Origin of the sequence: Pleomorphochaeta sp. DL1XJH-081 (genome assembly GCF_049310885.1) — a bacterium.
Lineage (GTDB): Bacteria > Spirochaetota > Spirochaetia > Sphaerochaetales > Sphaerochaetaceae > CAYZJV01.
Genome location: NZ_JBMDYO010000182.1, coordinates 1 through 247 on the forward strand (window position 1 = coordinate 1; position 247 = coordinate 247).

General features: G+C 45.3%; 1 pseudogene. It reads left to right on the plus strand.

The features are described 5' to 3' along the window. Positions 1-133 precede the first annotated feature (133 nt). Positions 134-247 (plus strand): annotated as a pseudogene (locus ACODJP_RS14400) (inorganic pyrophosphatase); the annotation flags it as partial.

Sequence of the window (247 nt, forward strand, 5' to 3'; positions counted from 1 at the left end):
ATTTTCATGTCATTATTACGCGAAAAATTCGGAGCACTCTGCGGCGATATCGGGAAAAAGAAGCGAAGACTTTCGATGTGAGTTGGCTATAATACCGAGCACTTGTTTGCCATACATTTTAAAGGAAACAGACATGAGCTTACTCAACGTACCTGCGGGCAAAGATCTGCCGGAAGACATCTACGTCGTGATCGAAATCCCGGCGAACGCAGATCCTATCAAATACGAAGTCGACAAAGAGAGCGGT